The organism is Streptomyces sp. NPDC020958 (genome assembly GCF_055562175.1).
In genome coordinates this window covers 77,738-101,208 of the sequence record NZ_JBVHFU010000007.1, presented here as the reverse complement: position 1 = coordinate 101,208, position 23,471 = coordinate 77,738, and the positions used below count along the sequence as shown (strand labels likewise).

The following is a 23,471-nucleotide window of genomic DNA, read 5'->3' as shown; positions in this document are numbered from 1 at the left end:
AGCGCCATGGCCCGCCGTCACGTCCAGGTGCGAAGACTCCCTCCGTAGCGTCAATCACCCGGCGGCAACCCCGCTTGCTCGCAGGGGGTCCGGGACCGGCCTCAGGACGGCTGGGGGGCGGGGCGGAGGCCGTCCATCAGCAGGTTCAGCAAGCGATCGGCCTGGGCTTCCTGCTCGGGCCGGGGGGCCACCGTGAAGGTGCCGATGAGGGCGGCGGCGATGTCTTCGGCCGCGACATCGGCGCGGAGGTCACCCGCCGTACGGCCCGCCTCAAGAATCGTGGAGACGGCCGTCAGAAGCTCGGCCCGGGTCTGCGCGTGGGCGACCTGACCCGAGTCGATCATCGCTCGCAGCGTGTCGAGCATGCCGTTCTTGGTCGCTATCCAATCCCCGAACAGGTCCATCCAGCGCCGCAGCGCCGCCGCGGGGGGCAGATGGTCGAGCAGCTCGCGGGCGCCGCTCGTCAGCCGTACGACCTGGTCCTTGTAGACCGCGTCGACCAGTGATTCACGGGTCGGGAAGTGGCGGTAGAGGGTGGCGATGCCGACTCCGGCCTCACGGGCGATCGCGCGCATCGAGGGCTCAGCGTCGGCCGACATGAACACGCGAGTCGACACCGCCAGCAGCTGTTCGCGGTTGCGGGCCGCGTCCGCCCGCGGCGTGCGGGTCCCCACCTCACCAGAAACGGAACATGCTCCGCTTGTGCTACGGTCGCTCATGCAAACGGAGCATAGTCCGTTTCGTTTCTCCCTTCGTCATCGAGGAGACAGGCGCCATGCAGAGGCAGAACGACCACTCACTTGCCACCCGCAGCAGGGCAGTTCGGATGGGCTCCTTCGGCGGCGCTGAGAACCTGGACGTCCAGAAGGTCCCGGAACCGCAGGCCGGGCCAGGGCAGGTCCGAGTGCGGGTCACCGCGGCCGGCCTGAACCCGATGGACTGGATCATGACCGCCGATGCAGACACCGCTGCCAGGTTCGGCCTGACACTTCCGGCCGGGTTCGGGACCGACTACGCGGGCGTGATCGACCAGGTCGGCGACGGAGCGAGCGACTTCGCAATCGGCGACCGGGTCTTCGGCGGTGCCCTGTCCCGCGCGGTGTCCGACTTCGTGGTGGTCGACTCGTCCGGGAAGATAGCGGCGAACGAGGTCCACCCCACCCCTGACGGCGTCGACGACCGCACCGCAGCCACCCTCACGATCGCCGGCCGGACGGCATCCGCCGCCCTCGACGCGGTCGCCCCCGGTCCAGGGGACACGATCCTGATCGGCGGCGCCGGCGGCGGGGTCGGCGTGTTCGCCGTCCAGCTGGCCCGCATCGCAGGAGCGCGCGTGATCGGGACGGGATCGGCAGCGTCAGCCGACCATCTGCGTGACCTCGGAGCCGAGCCGGTCACTTACGGCGACGGCCTGGCCGAGCGGGTTCGCGCCCTCGCTCCTGACGGCGTCACCGCCGCCATCGACCTCCACGGAACCGACACGGTGGACGTGGCAAGAGAACTCGACGTCCCCGACAGTCGCATCTGCACCATCGCGGCGCAGGTCGAGGGAGTGGGGGGCGCCAACGGCGCGAACGCCGCCCCCGGTGCCCTGGAAGAGATCGCCCGCCTGGTCGCGGAAGGCCGGCTGAGGGTGCCGGTCGCGGCGATCTTCCCGATCGACCAGATCCGGGCCGCAGTCGAGCTACAGGCCGGTCGGCACGTGAAGGGCAAGGTCGTCATCGACCTCTGAGGCCGGCAGCGCACGCAGGCAGGTGATCACCGACTCCCTGGCCGAGGCCGGCATCCGCTGCTGGGCCGACAAGGGATACCAAAGAGCCCGCGGAACCGTCCGTTTGCCCTACCACGGGCGCTGGAGGAGCTCTCCGCCGGCCAGCAGGCGGTCAACCGGGCCCAGGCCGAAGTCCGGGCGCAGGCCGGGCAGGCCGTGGCCGCGCTCAAGACGTGGCGACTGCTGCGCAGGCCGCGGTGCAGCACCGCCCGCGGTACCGGCCTCGTTCAGGCCGTCTTCACCCTCCACTGATCTGCTCGAACCAAGGTTGAAATGGGCTGGGTGCACGGTCGACGTGATCGTCCTCGCTCGCGCGGAGGTACCGACTCGCGGCCGCCGAAGAGCAGCCGACGGCTGCCACGGGGCACAGTTGTGTGCAGTACGGCTGGGCGCCCGAGGCGGCCGGCTGCCCGGCTCGGCCTGCTGTGTCTCGTCCCCGTCGGCGGTGGCCCATCCGATCTCCGCCACGCGCCCGCGGGGCATGACCACCCAGGCGTCACGCAAGCGCTCACGCGCCGCCCTTGGTGACCATCTCGATCAGAGCGTCGGCTGCGGGAGCCGAGGACGCCGGGTTCTGCCCGGTGATCAGCAGACCGTCCTGCAGGACGTAGGGCTGCCAGTCGCCGGTCTTGGAGTAGACGCCGCCGAGCTTGGTGAGTTCGTCCTCGACCAGGAAGGGGACGACGTCGGTGAGCTGGACGGCCTCCTCCTCGGAGTTGGCGAACCCGGTGACCTTCTTGCCCGAGACCAGCGGGGTACCGTCCTCGTTGACGGTGTGCCGCAGGACGCCGGGGGCGTGGCACACCAGTGCCACCGGCTTGCCGGAGCGGAGAGTGGTTTCGATCAGCCGCGCGGAGACGGCGTCCTCGGCCAGGTCCCACAACGGCCCGTGCCCGCCGGGGTAGAAGACCGCGTCGAAGCCGCCGACCGCGACCGCGTCGAGGCGTACGGTGTTCGCCAGTGCGTTGGTCGCCTCCGGGTCGGCCTCGAAGCGCCGGGTGTCGTCGGTCTGGGAGCCGGGTTCGTTGCTCTTGGGGTCCAGCGGCGGCTGTCCACCCTTCGGTGAGGCCAGGGTGATCTCCCAGCCGGCCTCCTTGAAGCGGTAGTACGGCGCCGCCAGCTCCTCCAGCCAGAACCCGGTCTTGCGGCCGGTGTCCCCCAGCTCGTCGTGCGAGGTGAGAACGATCAGAACCTTCATGACACACTCCTCGGCTGAGTAGACCAGTCTACTGATGATGGTGAAACGAGGCGTCGCATGGCCGGGCGGGCACGGCGTGCGTGTCTTCGCCGCGCCCCGCCAACACCTACGCCTGTGCGAGGTCGTGGGCAGGGCGAACGTCGCCTGAGGCGGCCGCATCCCGACGGAACAACGCGGTCCACAGGAAGGCCACGCCGAACAGTGCTGACTCGGGGGGCTCCTCCCGCATGCGGCGCAGTTCCACCTCCACCAGGTCGGAGAAGATCCAGCGCAGCGATGCGGGTGTGTAGGCGAGGCCGCCCTGCAACTCGCGTTCGCGGTAGATGTCGGCGTCCGTGAGTTCCGACCCCATTCCCCCCGCGCCGGCGGCGAAGCTGGTGAGCGCGAGGTGGCCGCCAGGGGTGAGGACCCGCTCGAGTAGGGCCAGGTAGCTGACCCGGCGGTGCGGCGGCAGGTGGTGGAAGCACCCTGAGTCGACGACCAGGTCGTACGGGCCACTCAACTCGGCAGCGGGCAGCGCGAAAGCGTCGCCGCACAGGAAGCGGACGTCGACTCCGGCCTCGTGAGCCCGGTCCTCACCCCAGGCGACGGCTACCGGGGAGAGATCGACGGCGTCCACCTGGAAGCCGCGTGAGGCGAGATAGACCGCGTTGCGGCCTGGGCCGCATCCCAGGTCCAGAGCCCGGCCGGGAGCGATCAGGCCCTGGTCGAGGTAGCCGGCCAGGTTCTCGTCCGGCTTCGACACGAAGAACGGGACCGGCCTTGAGCGGTCGGCGAAGAAGCGGTCCCAGAAGTCCTTGCCGTCGCCCGTTGCCAAGCGGCCGGCCTCGGATTCAGATGCGAAGAGCCCGTCCAAGAGCTCGAGAACGTCCTCGACAGTGCGTACGGTCCGGTCCATCCGGCCCCCTTTCGACCCATGTCGATCATAGGAGCGAGGAAGATGAAAGGGCAGATCAGATGGTGTACAGCGATGGCCGCAACGGGCCCCTGGGAGCCCCGGAAACCACCGGTGAACACCCAACTCCAGACCTCGACTCCGCGTCCGCCCAGCCTGTCGTCGGAGAGCAGACTGAGGCCATCCTCAGGTACTGCGGGGAGACTATTTCGACGAGTTTTCCAGAGGTGCCAGGGAAGGATCATTTCGCCGCGGTGGCCAGCCGCCCCGCCGCATCGGCGACCGCGGGAGCGGCCCTTCTGCTGCTGGTGGTCTGGGTGCTGCTCTACCTGCGCATCAGCGCGCCCGTCAACCGCAGGCTCACCGCTGCCGCCGACACCCTCGAGACCCCCGCCGTCGCCCGCGCCCTGCAACAGGACTGGGACCGCATCATCGTCCCCCGAGCCGTCCTGCAGGCCTGGCCGTCCTCGCCCTCGGCGCAACCTCATCACTGACCCCCACACTCCGCCCCCTGCCGTACAGACCGAACCGAAAGGGCCCTGACCATCGTGTACCGGCTCCGGATCTACACCCTGTGTACGGCCGTTGCGTTGCACGACTACGCGACTGTGCACTGGCCGCGACACATCCCCCGTCTGCATGCCTTCGGTGTCACCACGCACGGCGTCTGGACCGACCACGACGCCGATGTACACCGCCTGATCGCCCTGATCGCATACCCCGACGGCGCCGATCCCGGCGAGGTCACCACCGCCTACATGGCCGGCCCCGAGTTCGCGGCGGAGATGCACGGCCTCGACATCAGCAACATCCCCAACATCGAGGAAGTGCTGCTCGGCCCGACCACCGTGTCACCGGCACGGTTCCAGGCAGTCCAACGGCAGCTCTCCGGCCGGACCGCGACCTGAAAGGCGTCACATGGTCGGCCACAGCTGAGGCGGCTGCCCGGTACCGGCGCCGCGCATGCGCCGGCCGGCCGGGTACGGTCGCGTCGTCCACTGCCCGGTCGGACCCGAGCGAGGTGTTACGACAACCGGTGCGAACGTCGACACCACACCCTTCGGCCGCCCCGGGCAACTTCGCCAAGGTGGACGGGGTCCTACCGTCCTCTCAGGTCTGCTCCGCCTGCGGATTCCGGGACGGTCCCAAGCCCCTGCACGTCAGCGAGTGGACGTGCGGTGAGTGTGCCACCGTGCACGGCCGCGACCACAACGCGGCCCGCGACGTCCTCTTCGAAGGACGCCGCATCGTCGTCACCGGACGGGTGGAGACGCTGTACGCCTGTGGAGTGCCGGCAGCGCGGGCACGGCGGTCCTTCGTGGTCACTGAGTAGGGGGATCAGGAGCGTGAGGTGTGCACGGAGCGGGGGGGCGACCGGGTTCGAGTTCGGGGTGGGTTCACCAGGGGAGGTTGCCGGATCGGTCGATGAACTGTCCCGTCGGTCCGTCAGGGCCGATCGTCGCGAGGGTCACGATGGCCTGAGCGCCGTCGGCGACGCTGTGTCCGAGGCCGCCGGTGAAGTCGGTCGCGGTCTGCCCGGGGTCCGCTGCGTTGACCTTCACGTCCTTCAGTTCCTTGGCGTACTGGGTCGTGAGCATGGTCACCGCGGCCTTGGAGGCGGAGTAGAGGGGCAGGGCGTACTGCGACTCGATCCGCGCCGGGTCCTGGGTCATGCCGAAGGAGCCCATCCCGCTGGACACGTTGACGATGACGGGGTTCGGCGACTTGCGCAGCAGCGGGAGAAAGGCGTGCGTGACGCGCACGAGTCCGACCACGTTCACCTCGAGCACGGCGCTCATGTCGGCCGCGGTGTAGTCCTCGACGGATCCGACCTTGCCGAGGACGCCGGCGTTGTTGACCAGGACGTCGATCGTTCCTTCGTGCGCGGCGACATCCGCGGCCGCGTTCTGGACCGAGGCGTCGTCGGTCACGTCGATCTGCACGAACCGGGCGCCGAGCGATGCGGCCGCGGCCCGGCCGCGCTCACGGTCGCGGGCTCCGAGGAGGACGGTGTGCCCCGCCTCGACGAGGCGACGGGCGGTTTCGAAACCGAGGGACTTGTTGGCGCCGGTGATGAATGTGGTGGTCATGCTGGTTCCTCCTGGCCCGAACAGCGCGATGGCGCGCTGTTCATGCCCTCCATGCTGGATTGCCGGGAGGGCTGGCGGGAGCTACGGCACTTCCTGGTACAGCGCGTACCACCCAGCGGCGTGGTCCACCGGACGAGACGGAACGCGGGCCTTCATCCCTGCCGGGACATCCTCTGGACCCCGATGGCGGCGAGGAGTTCGAGTTTGCCGCGGGCGTCGGTGCCGGGCTGCGGCGTGTACACCACGAGTCGGAGGTTCGTGTCCTGGGTGTTGAGGATGTCGGAGTTCATGGTGATCTCACCGACGTCCGGGTGCCGGACGATCTTGTGCGCACTCGTGTGACCGCCCACCGCCCGGCGGCTCCACAGCTCGCGGAACCGTGGGCTGAGGTTCAGCCTCGACACCAGCGCCGCGAGGTCGGGATCGTCGGGGTACCGGCTCGTCGTCGCGCGCAGGTCGGCGACGAGGGACTCCTCGAACGCCGCCCGCTCGTCCGCCGTCTGCCGGATGCGGGGAAGCTCACCCAGGAACTGCCAGACCAGGACGTTGCGCTCGCCCACACCGCGGACCGTGGGATCACCGAACACGGCCGCGAACAGCGGATTCCAGTGCAGCAACTGCCAGGTGGCGTCGTAGACCGCCAGCGGGTTGCCGGCGAGCTGGTCCACGATGCGGTACAGGCTCCCTGGGATCATGCGTGGCACCCGGCTCCGATCCGCCGCATGACCGGCCAGCCGCATGAGGTGAGCATGCTCGTCGTCGGACAGCTGCAGGGCGCGAGCCAGGGCCGAGCAGACCTGCGCCGAGGGGGTCGCCACCCGTCCCTGCTCCAGCCGGACCACGTACTCCACCGAGATGCCGGCCAGCGTCGCCAGCTCCGCGCGTCGCAGACCGGGCACCCGGCGGGGTGAACCGTGTACGAAACCCACCGTCGCCGGGTCCAGCCGGTCCCGCCACGCCCGCAGCGCGGCACCGAGTTGATCCATGCGCACCATCCTCCCGCACACCCCGCCCCACGGGGTGCTGTCCGCTCGACCACGAAGACCCGTCACTCCCGCCGACGCTCCCCGAGGTCCGCGTCGAGTCATGAACGGCGCACAAAGGGCCACGCTGAAGGAGTTCATGACAGCCGTCGTCGGCCGAGACCGCGGACTCACCCTGAGGGCGTCGAGAACTGAGTCCATCGGGCGGGCGAACCACGGCCGGCGCAGCTCGACAGTCAGCGGGCGATGGAGATCGCGAAGGGTGTGAATCCGGCGGACCGGATGACGTGCGGTACGAACAGGACCGCGGCCTCCGTGGCGCGGGCGGTTCGGATCCCGCCGAGGTCGGTGATCCATTCCTTCTGCCAGCCGAGGTCGGTGAGCAGTTCGCGGACGGCCTCCTTGGCCTGCGGGTCGTCGCCGGAGAGGAACGCGGTCGGCGTCTGGGGGAGCGTGGCCGGCGAGGTCATCACCGGGAAGAGCATGGTGTTGAGTGTCTTGACGACGCGCGTTTCGGGGAGCGCTTCCTGGAGTTGTTCGGCGAGGCTCGAGCCGGGGTAGAGCAGATCGGCGGGCAGTCCGTCCGGTCCGTCGGTGGTGGCGTTGGAGACGTCGACGAGGATCTTGTCCCGGAGTTCTTCGCGTAGGGCGCCCAGCCGGTCCAGCGAGCCGGCACCCGGGGTGGCGTTGATGACGATCCGGGCAGTCCGGGCGGCGTCGGCGGCGACGCCCGGCGTGCGGTCCGCCACCGTCACTTCGTGTCCTGCCCGGGTGAGGGCTGCGGCCAGGTTGCCGCCGACGCGGCCGTTTCCGAGAACTGCGATCGTGGTCATGATGCTCTGGTCCTTCCGTGCGTGCGGGTTGTGGTGCGCGGTCAGCGCGAGAGCGTGGCTACGGCCTCGGTGTGGACGCCGGGCGCGGCAGCCAGGAAACTCTGGCTCTGTGGAGTCCAGGGGCGGCCCTCGGCATCGGAGATCCGTCCGCCGGCCTCGGTGACGAGCAGCGCTCCCGGAAGCAGGTCCGCGCGAGCACCGGCGAACTGCCAGAAGGCGTCGATCCGGCCGGCGGCCACGTTCAGCAGGTGCAGGGTCGCGGGCACGGCGGCGCGGACGACGAGCGCGTCGAAGAGCATCGCGGTGATCGAGGAGCCGACGCGCCGCACGACCTTCTCGTCCTCGTCCGGCCGGGCCTGGCTGGTGGCCACGATGCTCAGGCCGAGGTCCGCGGTCCCGGAGACGTGCAGCGGCCGGCCGTCGAGGTGGGCGCCCGCGCCGGTGAGCGCGGTGTAGGTCTCGCCGGTCAGCGGCAGGTGGACCGCGGTGAGCACCGGCTGGTTCTCACGCACGAGGGTGGCGGTCACCGCCCACTCCGGCAGGGCGTGCAGGTGGTTGACGTTGCCTTCGGCCGGATCCACGACCCACCATTCGCCGGGCGGCAGCGCCCCGCCGTCCAGTTCGTCCTCCACCCAGCCGGCGTCCGGGCGCAGGCGCGTGAGGCGGGGGCGCAGGATGTCGAGGGCCGTGTCGTCGTTGACGGCGAGCGCGCGCATGAGCTCTTCGCGGGTCTGGTGACGGACCACCTCGCCGAAGCGGTCGCGCAGCGCCGAACCCGCCTCCCACACGGCTGTCGCGGTCTGGGCGAGCAGGTCGGCGTCGGAGGTGACGACGTCGGTGGTCTGAAGCATTTCGGACATGGGGATATCCCGTCTGAAAAAAAGGGGGGCTGAGGCCGGTCGAGGGCCGAACTGCGCGTTGGTTCTCGACCTTTCGCCTCACGGTATGCAGCCCTGTGATTAACTTCAAATGCATGTAAGGCACGGCTAGGATTACTCACATGCAATTGGATTTGAATCTGCTGGCCGCACTCGACGCGCTGCTGGAGGAGGGCAGTGTGGCCGGAGCGGCGGCGCGCCTGCATGTCACAGCCCCCGCGATGAGCCGGAGTCTGGGCCGGATTCGGCGCACGACCGGGGATCAGATCCTGGTGCGCACCGGCCGCACGATGACCCCGACGCCGTACGCGATCGCCGTCCGGGAACAGGTGCACGAGCTGCTGCACCAGGTCCAGGGGGTGCTGGCACCGAGCCGTGAACTCGATCTGGCAACGCTGGAGCGCACTTTCACACTCCGCTGGCATGATTCCCTGGTCGCCCTGAGCGGCCCTGCACTGCTCGCGGCCGTGCGCGAACAGGCGCCGGGCGTGCGACTGCGCTTCGTCGCGGAATCGAGCATCGACACCCCCGAGTTGCGACGCGGCGAGGTCGACCTGGAGGCGAACGCCAACCGCCCGAGCGCACCCGACATCCGTGCCGAGAACGTGGGCGAGACCCGCCTCGTCATCGTCGTGAGGCAGGGGCACCCCCTCACCCGCGTCAGGACCGTCACCGCACAGCAGTACGCCGCCGCTGAGCACGTCACCGTCTCGCGACGTGGAAGCCTCAGCAATGCCATCGACGACGCCCTCGCGCGGCTCGGCCTCACCCGCCGCGTGGTGGCGACCGCGCCCACGGAAGCGGCCGCGCTGGAGTTCGCGCGCGGCTCCGACCTCCTGATCAGCGTCCCCGAGGCCACCACGAGGTCAGCGGTGGCCGACCTCGGCCTGGTCGTGCTTCCCCTCCCGCTCGGACTGCCGTCGGCACCGGTATACCTGTCGTGGCATCAGCGCTACGACACCGACCACGCCCACGCCTGGCTGCGCGGGCTGGCGCGAACCGCGCTGGCCGGTTGCGGAGCGTCGTAACCGGCGCCGTCCGGCCGCTGCACCCGTACGTCCACGATCCACGCGACCGCCACGGCGATCTGCTTGAACGTCAGCAGCGGCCTGTCCGGGCGGGTGCCGGCCGTGGAGGCGGCCGGACCGACGCCCGCGGCGCACGATCACGGATCGCCGGTGTGCAGGTCGCCCCAGGCGGATCTGGGCGCCTGGGGCGACCCTTCGCATTCCCATGGCGTCAGGAAGCCGTGCCGGCGCGCTTGCCCAGTTCGACGGCGTAGACGAAAGACCGGGCACTCATGGCCATGGCCGGCACGTTCTCCTGCATGAGGCGCATGCGGTGCGGGGCGTCGTGGAACGCCGGGTCGAGCTGGAACTCGGCGGCCAGGGAGAACCAGGTCACCGGGATCGCACCTGCCTGGATCATGCGCTGCACCGCCGCGTCGTGAGCCTCCAGCGAGGGGCTGGCAGAGGCGTCGACGGCCACGTGCACACGGTAGCCCTCGCGCAGGCCGCCCAACACGCTCTGCAGCACGCATCCGTCGGTGGCGATACCGCCGATCAGGGCGTCGCCGCGGTGCGGCGACGCCCGCCCTGCCGCTTGCCGGCGCCTCACGGCCGTCTGCCGCAGGGCCGCAACCGAGGCCGGAGCGTCCACCGCGTCGCGTGGCGGGGCTGGCGCTGCGGGGACTCAGTAGACCGTGACGTCCCAGTGGTTGCCCTCGTCGCAGTAGAGATTGCCGGAGGCGGCCTGCCACTGCGGGTAGCCGTCGCCGCGGTAGCCGATGTACGTGAAGCTGTTGTGCACGTAGCCGTCGAGGCACGAGTTGTGCGCCAGGTCGACCTTGTAGCCGTTGTAGTGGCTGTAGGTGCCGGACGCGTGGCCGACCTCCGTGCCGCCGGTGATGTCGACGGCACAGCCGCTGGCCCGCTTCAGCGTGATCATGGCATCGACCGTGCCGGAGTTGAGCTGGTCGAACGACGTGCACGTCGAGTTGGAGCGAGTGGTGCAGTTGCCGCTGGAGCTCCAGGTGATGCCGGCGGCGGAGAGCTTCGCGGCCGCGGCCGACTGGGTCATCTTGGTACCGCTTGCCTCCGCGGCCGGAGCCGCGAGGGCGAGAGCGGCCGCCGTGAGCAGGGCGGGGACGGCGAGCCGGCGAGGACGGATGGGCACGGAGCCTCCTGTGCGTGGAAGGCGGGACCTGCTGACCTGGCACCCCCACGCTAGCGGGGCACGACGGCCGCTGTCTGCCCGCCGCACGGCCGGCCGCCGGGTCGCGCGGCACCGTCATGGAGACCGACGCGACCGCCGCACGCCTGCTCGTCCAGTCCGCGCGGCGCAGGGGGATGCCCGGAGGAGACCAACCGCGGCGACGCCGAGGCGTTTGCCGCCGCGTTCACCCATGACGCCCGACTCGACGACTGGGGCCGCGAGTATCCGCGGCCGCGACGGTGTGTGCGCCCGGGACCGGACCGACGACATCGGCGGACAGGCGCACTTCACGCTGGACGCGATCGGTCCCGGACCGTCGGCCGGCACCTACGTCGCGACCTTCAGCGTGACCGGGAACGGGTACAACGGCACCGGCCCGATGGCCTTCCGCCTGCGCGACGGGCTGATCGCGAGCCTGCGGATCGATCCGTGACACCGCGTGTGCCACCCGCGGCCCCGCGGCGCCCAGCGCGCGCAGGACGCAGGACCGGACAGGCGGGTGCGTGATCCCCGTCGGCTGCGGGGATCACGCACCGTCGGCTCACGCCAGGGCGAACTGCTGGGCGGCGGAGCCGTTGCAGTCCCAGATCTGCAGCCGGGTGCCGTTCGCGGTCGCGCCGGAGGGTGAGTCGACGCAGCGGCCGGTGGTCGGGTTGTACAGCGAGCCGTCGGCGTTGGCGACCCAGTTCTGATAGCCCCCGCCGTTGCAGGTGGCCAGCTGGAGCTTCGTGCCGGCCGTGCTGACACCGCCCGCTATGTCCAGGCATCTGCCGAGGGTGCGCAGGGTCTGGCCGTTCCAGGTCCACTTCTGGTCGAGCGAGGTCGCCTGCTGGCAGTCCCACAGCTGGACCGCCGTGCCGTCGCCGCCGGTGTCGTCACCGGCCACGTCCACGCATGTGCCGCCCGGACCGTAGATGGGGGTACCGATGGCGAACTGCTGGGCGGCGGAGCCGTTGCAGTCCCAGATCTGCAGCCGGGTGCCGTTGGCCGTCGCGCCCGACGGCGAGTCGATGCATCGGCCGCTGGTCGGGTTGCGCAGTGTACCGTCGGCCTGGCGCACCCATGACTGGTAGCCGCCGCTGTTGCACGTGGCGAGCTGCAGCTTGGTCCCCGCGGCGCTGTCGCCGCCGGCGATGTCCAGGCACTTGCCGAGGGTCTGCAGGGTCTGGCCGCTCCACGTCCAGTGCTGGTCCCTGGCCGCCGACTGGCAGTCCCACAGCTGGACCGGGGTGCCGTCGCCGCCGGTGTCGTCACCGGACACGTCCACGCACTTGCCGCCGGGGCCGGTGATCGTCTGGCCGGTCACCGAACCGCCGCCACCGCCGGAGCCGGGACCCTTGTTGTACACGGCCACCGAGTCGACGACCAGCTTGCCGCCGGAGACCGTCGCCGCGTTCGGGCCCCCGCCGAACGCGTCCGGGAACCCGCCGCCGATCGCGAGGTCGTAGATGATGAAGAAGGGGTGGTCGATCGCGTCGGACCAGGTCGTCGCGTCCACCTGGTTGGCGTTGACCGTGAAGAAGTTGTTCCCGTCCAGGTAGAACCGGATCTGTTCCGGCGCCACCGAGCGGTCGATCTCCACCGCGTAGTCGTGGAAGCCGGTCTGGCAGCCGGCGCAGGCGCGCTCACCCGAACCGATGCCGGTCGACTCGTTGCACGGCCCGCCCGGGTTCACCCCGCAGTGGATGGTGCTGAAGACGGAGCCGCGGCCGTTGATGTCCTCCATGACGTCGACCTCGCCGGACTTCGGCCAGGTCACACCGGAACGCAGCGGTGCGCCGAGCATCCAGAACGCCGGCCAGTACCCGGCGCCGTTGCCGGTGGTGACGTCGGGCTGCTGCAGGACGGACTCGATGCGGACGACGCCGCCGGCCGGGGCGCCGAAGGACGCCGACTGGGTCTCCACGCGCCCCGAGGTCCATCCGCTGCGCGGGTCGGAACCCGAGTGCAGGGCCTGGAGCACCAGATGGCCCTGGCCGTCGTAGTAGACGTTCGAGGTGCTGCTGGTCATTGTCTCGATCTCACCGGTGCCGAAACTGCTGCCCGGCCCGGTGTCGTACTTCCACAGGCTCTGGTCGATGCCCGTGCCGGACGCACCGTTGAAGTCGTCGCTCCACGTGAGCGAGAAGCCCGCCGGCGTCGGGGGTACGGCCGCCTGGGCGGAGAGCGACCCGCTGACGGTGGCCGCCACCGTCAGCGCGACGACGGGAATCAGACCGAGGGTTCTTCTCCATCCACCGTGAAGTGGTCTTGCGAGACTCCATCGCATGTACCTGACCTCCGGGTAAGGGGAATGACGGCAACGGAAGAGGGCGAGTACTCGGCCCGGCACGATCGGCGACGGCGGTGCCCGCGGCGGTGAAGGCGCAGTCGGTGGTCTCGGTGCAGGTCACCGCGGTGCCGTCGGTGACCTTCGCGGCGACCTGTCCGGGCGTGTACGTCGCGGCCGCCGGTTCGTTGTCGGTGGTGGCGGGCCACCGCTCCTCGGTGCAGCAGGGCCAGGCCACGCCGCAGTCGTGCGGGCTGCAGCGGCACTGGCCGCCGGGCCGCGGTGAGCGCGCCTGGGAACGAAGTGTCTGCGGTTCAGGGGCATGGGGGAGCCTCCTGGCACGATCCGGGAAGTGCGGGGAGCAGGGCCTGCGATCTCGCCACTGAGGAGCCTGGGGCGTTGCAACGTCGGAAGGTACAGACCAATCGGCATGACAGCACGGACCGGGTGCCGTGTCCAGGGGGTGCGCAGGAGCCGGGGCGGTCCGCCGCCGCCGTTCGGACGGCGGCGGACCCACACCCCTCTCACGGCTGGCGCAGGGCACTCGGCGCGGCGCGGGGAGGCGTGCGCCGACTCCGCGCGGGCGTCAGGGAGTGCACCCGGCCGGGACGGCCCGTGAGGCGTCCGAGATCAGCGCCTGCTGGGCCGTCCTGAGCCGCTGGACGTCGGGCTTGACGACCCTGCGGTCGTACGTCATCAGGCCGTTGAGTTCACCCTCGACGTCCGAGATCTGGGTGTACACCGCGCCGTTGCCGCCCTGGCAGGCCAGCGCGTGGACCTCGGCGAGCTTGGCCAGGTAGTCGTCGGTGTAGGTCGCCGGGTCGACGTCGACGTACGACTGCTGCACGGACCAGGCGTGTCCCGGTACCGCGAGGCCGAGGCCGCCGTACTCGCCGCTGACCAGGGCACGTCTGCCGTCGGGGTGGGGAGGCAGAGCCGGACTGGGATAGCCGTGTTCGTCCATGACGTCGCCGGTGCCGCCGTCCTCGCCGAGGTTGAGCCCGGACATGGAGTTGACCAGCCGGGTCGGATCCCAGGACTTGGCCTGGTCGGCGATGCGGGCCATGTCGTACTGGCCCCAGCCCTCGTTGAAGGTGACCCACATGACGACCGAAGGGCTGCTGTAGTGCTCGTCGATCATCTGCTTCATCTCGCGCTCGTACTCGGCGCGCGCCTGCGCGGACGGGTTCACCCCGGCCGTCATCGCGGGCATGTCCTGCCACACCATCAGTCCGAGCCGGTCGGCCCAGTAGAACCAGCGGTCGGGCTCGACCTTGATGTGCTTGCGCACCGCGTTGAAGCCCATGCTCCTGTGCATCCGCAGGTCGTAGGCGAGCGCCTCGTCCGTCGGGGCGGTGTACAGGCCGTCCGGCCAGAAGCCCTGGTCCAAAGTGGCCATCATGAAGACCGGCTTGCCGTTGAGGAGGGTACGCGGAACGCCGTCGACCTTCTCGACCTTGACCGACCGCATCCCGAAGTAGCTGCCGACGCGGTCGGCTCCGACGCTCACCTTCAGGTCGTAGAGGTACGGGTCGTCGGGCGACCACAGCCGCGGGTTCCGGATGCGCAGGGTCAGGGGCCCGCCGCTGCGCCCGGTGACCGTGGCCACCTTGCGCTTGCCCTCGTAGGCGGTCGCCGTGACCGGCAGGCCGGCCCGGACGCCCTGCGGCTCGACGGTGAGCGTGCCGGCGTCGACGTCCGGGGTGAGCCTGAGCTGGTCGACGTGGTCGGCGGCCACCGGTTCGATCCACACCGTCTGCCAGATCCCGGAGGTCGGCGTGTACCAGATGCCGCTCGGGTCCAGGCGCTGCTTGCCGACCGGCGGGTTCTCGCCGCCGGCCGCGTCGGTGGGGTCGTAGACGCCGACGATGAGCTCCTGGGTGCGGCCGGGCTTGAGCGCGTCGGTGATGTCGGCGCTGAACTTGTCGTACCCGCCCTGGTGTTCGGCCACCTTGGTGCCGTTGACGTACACCTCGGCTCGCCAGTCGACCGCGCCGAAGTTCAGCTGCAGTCGCTTGCCGGAGCCGATCTTCCAGCCGGCCGGGACGGTGAAGGTACGCCGGTACCACATGCGGTCCTCGTGTCGTTCGAGCCCGGACAGCTGGGACTCGACGGGGTACGGGACGAGGATCCTCTCGCCGAGCTTCCTGCCCACCGGCGGCTGTTCGCCCGCCGCGGCGGCGGCGAACTGCCAGGTGCCGTTGAGGTTCTTCCAGTTGCCGCGGGTGAGCTGGGGCCTCGGGTACTCGGGGTGGGCGTTGTGCGGTCCGACCTTGGCGGCCCATTTGGTGCGCAACTCGTACGTCGACCTGTTGGCACCGCTGCTCCAGAACGAGCCGACAACGTTGCCATCCGTGCCGACCAGGCCGCCTTGACCGTCGTAGCGCACGTCGGCGAGACCCGACGCGGTGCCGGTCCTGTTGCCGACGACGGGCTGCTTCAGTTCGATCAGCAGCTTCCGGGGGTCGGCGGAGTCCAGCCGGGCACCGCCCAGAGGCCAGTCGGCGCCCCCGATCACGGCGTCGAGATGCTCGCCGAGACCGGCCGGCGGCGCGCCCAGCGGCTGCGCGAACTCCAGGGCGAGAGTACGGCCGCTCGCCTGGACGGCGGTGGAGACGGGGCCGTCGTAGTCGAAGCCGTCGGGCAGACGGAACGCGGACTGCGGCACGGCCGTCTTCGTGCCGCCGGGCGGGGTCCAGCGCAGGTGGAGGTTGGAGCCGCCGTAGTGCTCGAAGTACTCGACCTTGATGTCGTAGGCCTTGCCCGCCGTCAACTCGACGGGCTGCCCCGTCTGTTCGATGTCCCAGTCGTCCACCCAGTGGTCGATGACCAGCCGGCCGTCCACCCACAGCCGGAAACCGTTGTCGCCGATGATCGAGAAGGTGGTGGGGCCGGTCTTCTCCGGGACGATCTTCCCGGTCCAGCGGACACTGACGTCGTCCGACTGGCCGGTGGCGAAGTCCAGGCGCGGCTCCAGGGTGTCGAAGTCGAGGTTCGGGTCGAGCCCGGTGGCTTTGAGCTCGTGGAAGTCGAAGGCGCCGGGGGCGGACTGGGTGTAGTAGTCGCCCTTGAGGCCGTGGACTTCGACGGGATCGCCGGCCGCGGTGGCGGCGGACGGGGCGGTGAGGCCGGCCAGGCCCAGTGCCGCGGCGAGCAGCAGGGCGAGGCGTTGCCCGAGGGGTCTGATGCGCACGAATCCTCCTTGGGTGAGGAAGGGTGGCGGCTCGTTGCTTCAGTCTGTACAACGTTGCAAGGAACGGCAGTTGGCATGAGAGCACGGCGCTCGGCCTGTGTCCAGGGACATGACAAATGGCCGGGTGCGGGGCCACTCATCGACGCTGAGGAGATCCCTTGCGGGTCAGCCTGAAAGACGTGGCGGAACGCGCGGGCGTTTCGATCAAGACCGTGTCCAACGTGGTGAACAACCATCCGCACGTCACCCCGGCCATGCGCGCCCGGGTGCAGGCGGCGATCGACGAGCTCGGCTACCGGCCCAACCTGACCGCGCGGCATCTGCGCAAGGGCCGGACCGGGATCATCGCCCTCGTCGTTCCCGAGCTCGGCAACCCGTACTTCGCGGAGCTGGCCGGAGCGGTGATCGACGCGGCCGCGGAGCACGAGTTCACCGTCCTGCTCGACCACACGCGGGGCGAGCGCGAACAGGAGATCCTGGTCAGCCGGGGCTTTCGCGGCGGGGTGATCGACGGGCTGATCCTCAGCCCGCTGACCCTGGAGGCCGCGGACCTGCGTGGCCGGCCGGGCGACGTGCCGCTGGTGCTGCTCGGGGAGCGCGAGTACGGCCTGCCCTTCGACCACATCGCGATCGACAACGTGGCGGCGGCCCGGTGCGCCGTGCGTCACCTGCTGGCCCGCGGCCGGACCCGGATCGCCTACCTCGGCGCGCGCACCGACTCCGTGAACCAGCCCGCCCACCTGCGGCTGGACGGGTGGCGCGCGGAGCTGGCGGCGGCCGGGGTCCCCGCGCCGGACAGCCTGGCGGTGCCGGTCGGCGGCTGGGACCGGGACGACGGCGCGCGTGCCATGGCCGAGCTGCTCGACTCCGGCGTGCGTCCGGACGCCGTCTTCGCCTTCAACGACCTGATCGCGATCGGCGCGATGCGGGTGCTGCACGAACGGGGTCTGCGGGTGCCCGGGGACGTGGCGGTGGTGGGTTTCGACGACATCGCGGAGGGTCGCTTCGGTGCCGTCACCCTGACGACGGTGTCACCGGACAAGCGGGCCATCGCGAAGATGGCCGTGGCCTCGCTGCTGCGCAGCCTGTCGGGCCGCGCGGAGCCCGGCGGCCGCGAACTTACCGCCGCATTCGAGCTGGTGGAGCGGGAGAGCACCGTGGGCCGACGGTGACGAGATTTCGGACAGAAGGCTTTACACGGCCCTTCCAACGATGTAAAAACCTCCCCTGAACGACGAGCACGCAGAGTCGACGCAAGAGCAAGCCTCCCCGAGAGCGCTCTCAGCTCAGGGGCCGTGCCGTTTGGGGACACTCATGAAGCCCACCGCACTTGCCCGTCGCACCTCCCCTCGCACCCTTCTCGCCCCCGGCCTCGTGACGAGCCTCGCGCTCGCGACCGGATGCACCAGGTCCGAAAACGACTCGGACGAGTCCAACCCGCGCTTCGGGCCGCTCGCCATCCAGACGCTCGACACCCTCACCACGGGCGGGAAGGCCGGGCCGGACATCGTTGTCAAGGGCAGCGCCGTGTACACGCTCTCGGGCCTGTGCGCCGGGCTCGCCGTCGCACTCAACGCGGCCTGGCTGCTGTCCGGCGTGACGATCCCCGGCAGCGGCATGCAGCTGGACGCCATCTCGGCCGTGGTCATCGGCGGCACCCTGCTCAGCGGTGGTTCCGGTTTCATCAGCGGCTCGCTCGTCGGGGTGCTGCTGCCGAAGGTCATCCAGAACGTGATCAACCAGATCGGCTCGCTCGACTCCGCGTCTCAGCAGGTGGTCAGCGGTGCCTTCCTGGCCGTGGTGGTCGTCGCCCAGACATGGCTGGGCCGGAGACGGAGAGTGCTGTGAAACTTTTGTCGTCGAGATCCCGCCGCACGCCGACCGCAGTGGTGGTGGCCGCCGCGTTGGCGGGGCTCTGCCTGGTCACGCCGGGCGTCGCGGCAGCGGGCTCCGCGCCCCACCGCGCCCGCACCGCCACGGTGCGCGTGGACAACGCCCGATTCGAGGTCCTGTCACCGACGTTGATCCGGACCGAGTACTCCGGAGACGGCCACTTCGAGGACCGCGCCACCTTCAACGCGATCGGCAGGGACGCCTTCACCCCGCCGCACTACACCTCGTCCGTGCGCGACGGTGTCCTGACCATCACCACCAGCGCCATGACCCTGCGCTACCGGGTGGGCTCCGGGCCGTTCACCACCGACAACCTGACCACGTCCGTCAAGGTGGGCCCGACGCCGGTGCTGGCGGCGCCCTGGCAGCACGACGTCTGCGCCGTCGGCGCCCTGTGCGAGGCGGAGGACCAGCAGTACGACGGTCCGGGCCTCGCCGCCGACCACGGCGGATTCACCGGCAAGGGCTTCCTCGCCGGATTCGAGACCGACAACAACTCCCTCGACGCGGACCTGAGGTCACCAGCCTCGGGCACCTACGACCTCGCGGTGCGCTACGCCAACGCCGTCGGCAGCGACGGTCGGCACGAAGCCCGCACCCTCAGCCTCAGCGTGGACGGCGGCGCCGACAGGACGTTCACGCTGCCCGCGACGTCGGACTGGAACACCTGGGCGGTGGCCCGGCTGCCGCTGACGCTCGGAGCCGGCCCGCACACCGTCCGGCTGCACCGCACCGCAGCCGACTCCGGAAGCGTCAACATCGACAGCCTCGCCCTGCTCACCTCCGGAGCGGACTACCCCTCCCGAGCGCAGAGTACGGTCAACGGCTGCCGGTTCGGGACCAGTTGCGAGGCCGAGGACGCCCTCCTGACGGGCTCCGCGACCGTCGCCACCGACCACAAGAACCACGCCGGCTACGGATTCACCGCCGAACTCAACCAGGGATCGCGGGTCTCGACCCACGTCACGGGAGTACCCGAGGACGGCACGTACGTGCTGAACCTGCGCTACGCCGACGGAACGGGCAGCGACGGCCTGCACCAGGCCCGCACGATCGACGTCGCCACCGGCGGCGGTACCTCAAAGACCCTCACGCTCCCGGCCACCGACAACTGGGACACCTGGCAATCGGCCGCCGTCCCGGTCGAGTTGCGGGCGGGCACCGACGACGTCGCCCTGAGCTGCCCGGAGGCCGGCAGCTGCCACGTCAACATCGACACCCTGGCGCTGAGCCGGCAGGGCGAGGCCGCCCCGGCACCCCACCTCGCCCTGGGCGGCTACCGGCGCAGCCTGGACGGCCTCAACGGCGACAACGACCCCACTCCCTGGACCACCCCCGGCCTGCTGCACCGCGACGGCTGGTACCTGCTCGACGACACCTCGTCCGCGATCTACGACACCGCCACCGAGAAGGCGTCCGCACGCCCCGCCCACGAAGGCCGCCCCTATCAGGACGGCTACCTCTTCGGCTTCGGACACGACTACCAGCGGGGCCTGTCCGACCTGGCGACACTGACCGGACCGTCGGCGCTGCTGCCCCGCTGGGCCTACGGCGTCTGGTACTCCGAGTACATCGACCGCACCGCGAGCGACTACGAGAACACCATCCTGCCCGCGTTCCGCGTCGCGGACGTCCCCCTGGACGTGCTGGTGACGGACACCGACTTCAAGTCGCCCAACACCTGGAGCGGCTGGAACTTCGACCCGGCCAAGTTCCCGAACCCCAAGGGTTTCTTCGACTGGTCCGCCGGACAGGGACTCCACAACACCCTGAACGTGCACCCGAGCATCCTCGGCACCGACCCGCAGTTCGCCCGGGCCCAGAGCACGGCCAAGGGCAAGCTGCGCAAGGGCGGTTGCGCGGGCAGCGCGGGCCCGGACTGCTACACCTTCGACTTCGGCGACCCCGACCAGCTCAAGGCCTACCTCGACCTGCACCGGCCGATGGACCGGGCCGGTAACGACTTCTGGTGGCTCGACTGGTGCTGCGACGCCTCCCGTTCCTCCCGGTCCGGAGTCACCCCGGACGCGTGGATCAACCAGAAGTACGCCGACCTCACCTCCTCGGAGACCGGCGACCGCGGCTTCGTCCTGTCCCGGGCCTACGGCTCCCTCCAGGCCGGCGGCTACAGCGGCGGCGTGGGCCTGCCCACCGGGCCCTGGGCCGACAAGCGCAGCACCCTGCACTTCACCGGTGACACCACCTCGAACTGGGGCACCCTGCGCGCCGAGGTCGGCTACACGCCGGGGGAGGCGGCCGCCACCGGCCTCGCCGCCGTCAGCCACGACATCGGCGGCCACAACGACGGGTACGGCATCCCCGGAGCCGAGACGTACACCTCGAACGGCCAGACCCACCGCACCACCAAACTGCCCGACGACCTCTACGCACGATGGGTGCAGTTCGGCACCTTCCAGCCCGTCGACCGGCTGCACAGCAACCACAGCGACCGCCTGCCGTGGCAGTACGGCCCCGAAGCACAAAGGTCCGCCGAGAAGTTCCTCCGGTTCCGCGAGGCGCTCGTACCGTACACGTACACCCTGGCGCAGCAGGCCGACACCACCGGCACCCCGATCGTGCGCCCGCTGTACCTCCAGTACCCGGAGGAGGAGAACGCCTACACCCGGGAGGACAGCGAGTACCTCTACGGCCCCGACATGCTGGTCGCCCCCGTCACCACCCCCGGCACCGGCACGACCACTTCGGTGTGGTTCCCGCCCGGCCGGTGGACGGACTACTTCACCGGCCGCACCTACACCGCGCCCGCCGACGGAGCCACCTACGACATCACGACCACCCTGGACACCATGCCGGTCTTCGTCCGGGCGGGCGGCATCGTCACCACCCGCTCCGACGACGTGCCGAACGACAGCCAGAGCCCGCTCGACAAGGTCACCGTCACCGTGGCCCCGGGAGCGTCCGGCGCCTTCTCCCTCTACGAGGACGACGGCACGACCTCAGACCCTGGACGCACGGCAACCACCCGGATCCGCTACGCCGAACACAAGGACACCCACCTGCTGACGATCGCACCCGCCAGGGGAGCCTTCCCCGGCCAGGCGAGCCGCCGCACCTGGACCGTGTCCTTCCTGGGTGTCGGTGCGGCACCGAGCCGAGTGACCGCGGGCGGTGCCCGGTTGGCCGCCTCGGCGTGGCACTGGGACGCCGACACCCAGGTACTGCGGATCACCATGCCCCCGCGGAGCATCCGCACCGCCACGGTCATCTCCTACAGATAGAAGAACGGGCTCGGCGGACCTCCGCGCGGTCGGCGTGCCGAGGTCCGCCGCCGGTCACTGCTCCTCGTCGGGCAGGGCCGGGGACTCCGGCTTCTCCTCGGGGGCGGTCGCGGCGCCGGTGACGATACGGCGGATCGTCTCCAGCGGCAGCTTCGGCGAACCGTCCGCGTACAGGAGGCCGTTGGTCTCCTGGGCGGTGTCCATGAACTGTGTGTAGCAGAAGCCGGCGACGATCGGGCTCCTGTGCAGCACCCCGAAGAGGTCGTCGAGCAGGGCGGCGTACTGCGTGTCGGAGCTGGTCCGCGTGTAGGAGAACTCGTCCTCCTCGGCGCCCACCGACAGTCCGCCGAACTCGGTGACCATCAGCGGGACTTCGCCGACGCGGTAGCGCTCCGTCTGCCGTGCGTCCAGGGAGAGGGTGCGCCCGGCCGGCCCCGGCGAGGCCAGCAGCGCCTCGAACCCGGCGGCGTCGCCGTAGCGGCGGGTGAGCAGCTCGGGGTCGGATGAGTAGTCGTGCACGCCCAGGATGTCGCTGTCGGTGTGCTCCCAGCCCTCGTTGGACATGACCGGCCGGGTCGGGTCCACAGCCCGGGTGAGGTTCGCGAGCGCGACCGTGTAGGCCTGCTGCGCCGGGTCGTCGGCGATGTCGGAGCAGCCCCAGCTCTCGTTGACCGGAACCCAGGTGACGACCGAGGGGTGGCTGCGGTCACGTCGCACCAGATCCAGCCACTCACGGGTGAGCAGCCCCACGGCCTCGGCGCCGTACTCGTACGCGGCTCCGGTCTCGCCCCACACCAGCAGGCCGAGACGGTCGGCCCAGTAGAGGAAGCGGGGGTCCTCGGCCTTCTGGTGGATGCGCACCGCGTTGAAGCCCATGGCCTTGATCAGCTCGACCTCGCGGCGCAGTTCGGCGGTGCCGGAGTTCGCGATCAGGGTGTCGGGGCGGTAGCCCTGGTTGAGGACCGAACGCACCTGGTAGGGACGGTCGTTGAGCAGGAAGGCGCGCCGGCCCACGCCGGCGCTGCGCAGGCCGACGTAGCTGTCGACGGTGTCGAGCACCTTCGAGGTGGCGGTGTCGCGGACGGTCACCCGCGCGTCGACCAGCGTGGGCCGCTCGGGGCTCCACAGCAGGTCCTCGCGGTCGATTCCGTTGCGCAGGGCGGGGACGACGAGGTCGACGCGGGCGCGCGGGGTACGGACGGCGGTGGTGGACTCGGCGAGCACCTCGCCGTCGTGGCGCAGCACGATCTCCACGCTCACCGGGGCGGCGGGCACCGCGGCCAGGGTGATCTCGGCCGTGACGCCGCGCTTCGGGTCGGGAACCCAGGCCAGGTCGCGGATGTGCTGCGCGGTCACGGTCTCGGCCCATACGGTCTGCCAGATGCCGGTGGTCCGCTCGTACCAGACCGCGTGCGGCCGGTCCTGCCAGTCCTGCTTGCCGCGCGGCTGCGCGAGGTCGGCCGGGTCGTCCTCCGCGCGTACGACGAGTACGTGTTCGCCGGCGCCGGGACGCAGCGCGTCGGTGACGTCGGCGGTGAACGGCGTCTGACCGCCCACGTGCTCGGCCACCAGGCGGCCGTCCAGCCAGACCTTCGCGCGGTGGTCGACGGCTCCGAAGTGCACCAGCGCCCGGTCGCCGTCACCGGCGGCGAGCACCTCGTGGGGGACGCGGCGGCGGTACCAGACCACCGGGTGCGCGGCGGTCTCGCCGATGCCGGAGGCGGGGGCCTCGGGCGGGTAGGGGACGGTGATCTCCCGGTCGAACGCACCCGCCGCCGGATCGGAGAACCACGCGTCGCGCTCGCCCTCGCGGGCGTCGTCGTACCCGAACTCCCAGACGCCGTCGAGGCTGTGCCACCGTTCCCGCCGCAGGATCGGCCTCGGATACGTTCCGTCCTGCTCGCTCGCCTTCACGGACCCTCCTCCTGCCTTTTCCGGAATTCCCGGCATAGGCGTTTCCACGGTCGAAGCCCTGCCATCATGAGTGATCGTTTGCATCGATGCAATACCCGGAT

21 protein-coding genes and 2 pseudogenes are annotated in these 23,471 nt (G+C 70.5%); 11 read left to right on the top strand and 12 right to left on the bottom strand.

All coding sequences use genetic code 11. The annotated features are described in order from the left end of the window. Positions 1-101: 101 nt before the first annotated feature. The gene (locus tag ACZ3KP_RS21945) at positions 102-719 is read right to left on the bottom strand and encodes a TetR/AcrR family transcriptional regulator (protein ID WP_467501351.1); all 618 of its coding nucleotides are present in this window, start codon (positions 717-719) and stop codon (positions 102-104) included. Positions 720-775: 56 nt separating this feature from the next. On the opposite strand from ACZ3KP_RS21945, the gene ACZ3KP_RS21940 reads away from it, so the two are divergent. Both ACZ3KP_RS21940 and ACZ3KP_RS21935 read left to right on the top strand, forming a co-directional pair. Beyond that, positions 776-1,732 (top strand): NADP-dependent oxidoreductase, encoded by a 957-nt coding sequence (locus tag ACZ3KP_RS21940; protein ID WP_467501350.1) that lies wholly within the window; start codon positions 776-778, stop codon positions 1,730-1,732. A gap of 25 nt (positions 1,733-1,757) precedes the next feature. Then, positions 1,758-2,023 (top strand): annotated as a pseudogene (locus ACZ3KP_RS21935) (transposase family protein); the annotation flags it as partial. Positions 2,024-2,279: 256 nt separating this feature from the next. Here the strand turns inward: ACZ3KP_RS21935 and ACZ3KP_RS21930 are convergent. Both ACZ3KP_RS21930 and ACZ3KP_RS21925 read right to left on the bottom strand, forming a co-directional pair. Further along, complete coding sequence (locus ACZ3KP_RS21930; RefSeq protein ID WP_467501349.1) at positions 2,280-2,969, bottom strand: type 1 glutamine amidotransferase domain-containing protein; 690 nt, start codon at positions 2,967-2,969, stop codon at positions 2,280-2,282. A gap of 106 nt (positions 2,970-3,075) precedes the next feature. Continuing rightward, positions 3,076-3,867, bottom strand: coding sequence for a class I SAM-dependent methyltransferase (locus ACZ3KP_RS21925; RefSeq protein WP_467501348.1), 792 nt, complete (start codon positions 3,865-3,867; stop codon positions 3,076-3,078). Between the two features lie 251 nt (positions 3,868-4,118). On the opposite strand from ACZ3KP_RS21925, the gene ACZ3KP_RS21920 reads away from it, so the two are divergent. The 3 genes from ACZ3KP_RS21920 to ACZ3KP_RS21910 all read left to right on the top strand — a co-directional run bounded on the left by ACZ3KP_RS21920 (position 4,119) and on the right by ACZ3KP_RS21910 (position 5,197). After that, entirely contained in the window at positions 4,119-4,358 is a 240-nt protein-coding gene (locus ACZ3KP_RS21920; protein ID WP_467501347.1) for a hypothetical protein, read from the top strand. A gap of 54 nt (positions 4,359-4,412) precedes the next feature. Next, positions 4,413-4,772 (top strand): NIPSNAP family protein, encoded by a 360-nt coding sequence (locus ACZ3KP_RS21915; RefSeq protein WP_467501346.1) that lies wholly within the window; start codon positions 4,413-4,415, stop codon positions 4,770-4,772. Positions 4,773-4,951: 179 nt separating this feature from the next. Beyond that, on the top strand, positions 4,952-5,197 hold the full coding sequence (locus tag ACZ3KP_RS21910; RefSeq protein ID WP_467501345.1) for a zinc ribbon domain-containing protein: 246 nt from the start codon (positions 4,952-4,954) through the stop codon (positions 5,195-5,197). Between the two features lie 64 nt (positions 5,198-5,261). Here the strand turns inward: ACZ3KP_RS21910 and ACZ3KP_RS21905 are convergent, their stop codons facing one another. The 4 genes from ACZ3KP_RS21905 to ACZ3KP_RS21890 form a co-directional block, all read right to left on the bottom strand. Continuing rightward, the gene (locus ACZ3KP_RS21905) at positions 5,262-5,954 is read right to left on the bottom strand and encodes an SDR family NAD(P)-dependent oxidoreductase (RefSeq protein WP_467501344.1); all 693 of its coding nucleotides are present in this window, start codon (positions 5,952-5,954) and stop codon (positions 5,262-5,264) included. A gap of 152 nt (positions 5,955-6,106) precedes the next feature. Then, positions 6,107-6,940: a helix-turn-helix transcriptional regulator gene (locus tag ACZ3KP_RS21900; protein WP_467501343.1), complete on the bottom strand. Its 834-nt coding sequence runs from the start codon at positions 6,938-6,940 to the stop codon at positions 6,107-6,109. Positions 6,941-7,173: 233 nt separating this feature from the next. Continuing rightward, a complete protein-coding gene (locus ACZ3KP_RS21895) occupies positions 7,174-7,770 on the bottom strand; it encodes an NADPH-dependent F420 reductase (RefSeq protein WP_467501342.1) in 597 nt (198 codons plus the stop codon). 41 nt (positions 7,771-7,811) lie between these two features. After that, positions 7,812-8,630 carry a 3'(2'),5'-bisphosphate nucleotidase CysQ gene (locus ACZ3KP_RS21890; RefSeq protein WP_467501341.1) on the bottom strand — a complete coding sequence of 273 codons (819 nt, stop codon included), beginning with the start codon at positions 8,628-8,630 and terminating at the stop codon, positions 7,812-7,814. A gap of 140 nt (positions 8,631-8,770) precedes the next feature. Here ACZ3KP_RS21890 and ACZ3KP_RS21885 point away from each other — a divergent pair, with 140 nt between their 5' ends. Then, a complete protein-coding gene (locus ACZ3KP_RS21885) occupies positions 8,771-9,676 on the top strand; it encodes a LysR family transcriptional regulator (RefSeq protein ID WP_467501340.1) in 906 nt (301 codons plus the stop codon). A gap of 211 nt (positions 9,677-9,887) precedes the next feature. On the opposite strand, the gene ACZ3KP_RS21880 is transcribed toward ACZ3KP_RS21885, so the two are convergent. Beyond that, complete coding sequence (locus tag ACZ3KP_RS21880) at positions 9,888-10,265, bottom strand: isochorismatase family protein (protein ID WP_467501339.1); 378 nt, start codon at positions 10,263-10,265, stop codon at positions 9,888-9,890. 75 nt (positions 10,266-10,340) lie between these two features. Next, complete coding sequence (locus tag ACZ3KP_RS21875) at positions 10,341-10,823, bottom strand: hypothetical protein (protein WP_467501338.1); 483 nt, start codon at positions 10,821-10,823, stop codon at positions 10,341-10,343. Positions 10,824-11,052: 229 nt separating this feature from the next. On the opposite strand from ACZ3KP_RS21875, the gene ACZ3KP_RS21870 reads away from it, so the two are divergent. Continuing rightward, positions 11,053-11,295: a nuclear transport factor 2 family protein gene (locus tag ACZ3KP_RS21870; protein ID WP_467501337.1), complete on the top strand. Its 243-nt coding sequence runs from the start codon at positions 11,053-11,055 to the stop codon at positions 11,293-11,295. Between the two features lie 108 nt (positions 11,296-11,403). Here ACZ3KP_RS21870 and ACZ3KP_RS21865 read toward each other — a convergent pair whose 3' ends face one another. Next, positions 11,404-13,053, bottom strand: a complete 1,650-nt coding sequence (locus tag ACZ3KP_RS21865) for a ricin-type beta-trefoil lectin domain protein (RefSeq protein WP_467501336.1) — start codon at positions 13,051-13,053, stop codon at positions 11,404-11,406. A 167-nt stretch (positions 13,054-13,220) separates the two neighbouring features. Here ACZ3KP_RS21865 and ACZ3KP_RS21860 point away from each other — a divergent pair, with 167 nt between their 5' ends. Beyond that, a complete protein-coding gene (locus ACZ3KP_RS21860; RefSeq protein WP_467501335.1) occupies positions 13,221-13,517 on the top strand; it encodes a hypothetical protein in 297 nt (98 codons plus the stop codon). 200 nt (positions 13,518-13,717) lie between these two features. On the opposite strand, the gene ACZ3KP_RS21855 is transcribed toward ACZ3KP_RS21860, so the two are convergent. Next, positions 13,718-16,324 carry a PA14 domain-containing protein gene (locus tag ACZ3KP_RS21855; RefSeq protein WP_467501334.1) on the bottom strand — a complete coding sequence of 869 codons (2,607 nt, stop codon included), beginning with the start codon at positions 16,322-16,324 and terminating at the stop codon, positions 13,718-13,720. A 158-nt stretch (positions 16,325-16,482) separates the two neighbouring features. Here ACZ3KP_RS21855 and ACZ3KP_RS21850 point away from each other — a divergent pair, with 158 nt between their 5' ends. From ACZ3KP_RS21850 to ACZ3KP_RS21840, 3 genes and pseudogenes are all read left to right on the top strand, one after another. Further along, the gene (locus tag ACZ3KP_RS21850) at positions 16,483-17,496 is read left to right on the top strand and encodes a LacI family DNA-binding transcriptional regulator (protein ID WP_467501333.1); all 1,014 of its coding nucleotides are present in this window, start codon (positions 16,483-16,485) and stop codon (positions 17,494-17,496) included. 355 nt (positions 17,497-17,851) lie between these two features. Then, positions 17,852-18,172 (top strand): annotated as a pseudogene (locus ACZ3KP_RS21845) (ABC transporter permease); the annotation flags it as partial. Positions 18,173-18,177: 5 nt separating this feature from the next. Beyond that, positions 18,178-21,456, top strand: coding sequence for a TIM-barrel domain-containing protein (locus ACZ3KP_RS21840; RefSeq protein ID WP_467501332.1), 3,279 nt, complete (start codon positions 18,178-18,180; stop codon positions 21,454-21,456). Between the two features lie 54 nt (positions 21,457-21,510). On the opposite strand, the gene ACZ3KP_RS21835 is transcribed toward ACZ3KP_RS21840, so the two are convergent. Further along, on the bottom strand, positions 21,511-23,370 hold the full coding sequence (locus tag ACZ3KP_RS21835; protein WP_467501331.1) for a glycoside hydrolase family 2 protein: 1,860 nt from the start codon (positions 23,368-23,370) through the stop codon (positions 21,511-21,513). Between the last annotated feature and the right edge of the window lie 101 nt (positions 23,371-23,471).